Raw genomic sequence first — 713 nt, 5'->3', positions numbered from 1 at the left:
TGCGGCCCGGTGGCCGGGGCGGCGTCGGGCAGCCATGCCAGCCTTCGGGCCGCCACAGGACATTGCCGTTGCGGTCCTTGATGTCGTCAATCAGGGTGGGCGTCACCAGCCTGCCGCCATTGGCGATGGTGGCATAGGCCCCGGCCTCACGCATGACGGTGGTTTCCACCGCGCCAAGGGCCGCGGGCAGCACCAGCGGCATGGAGTGGACAAGCCCGAGGTTCTGCGCCAGCGCGGCCACGGGCTTCATGCCGATCTGGGCGGCAAGGCGGATCGTGACGAGATTGCGCGATTCACGCAGCGCATCATGCAGCGTGGTGGGGCCCAGAAATCCTTTTCATAATTGTTGGGTGCCATTCACCGTAGCTGACCGGCGAGTCATCGAATTTCTGGGAGGGCGAAATCCCGTCCTCCATCGCCGCCAGATAGACGAACGGCTTGAACGACGAACCGGGCTGGCGCGCCGCCTGTGTCGCGCGGTTGAACTGCGAGGCCTTGAACGACCACCCCCCACCATCGCCACGACGCGCCCGGTATGGACATCCACGCTGGCCAGCGCGCCCTCCACCTGCGGCACCTGCCGCACGGCCACGCCGCCGCCATCGGCCAGCGGCTCGATCATGATGACATCCCCGGTCTGGAACCCCTTGCCGGTATGCATCCACGCGCGTTCGCGCGCAGGCAGTTCACCCGTATGGGGCACGACGGGATCG

Annotated in this window: 1 pseudogene; it reads right to left on the bottom strand. The window is 67.2% G+C overall.

Annotated elements, in window-relative coordinates:
- Window positions 1–713: pseudogene (locus tag JCM25156_RS28310) on the bottom strand (penicillin-binding transpeptidase domain-containing protein); the annotation flags it as partial.

Source organism: Komagataeibacter kakiaceti JCM 25156, from assembly GCF_000613305.1.
The sequence above is the reverse complement of the archived record's forward strand: the minus strand, read 5'-3'. Positions and strand labels throughout refer to the sequence as shown.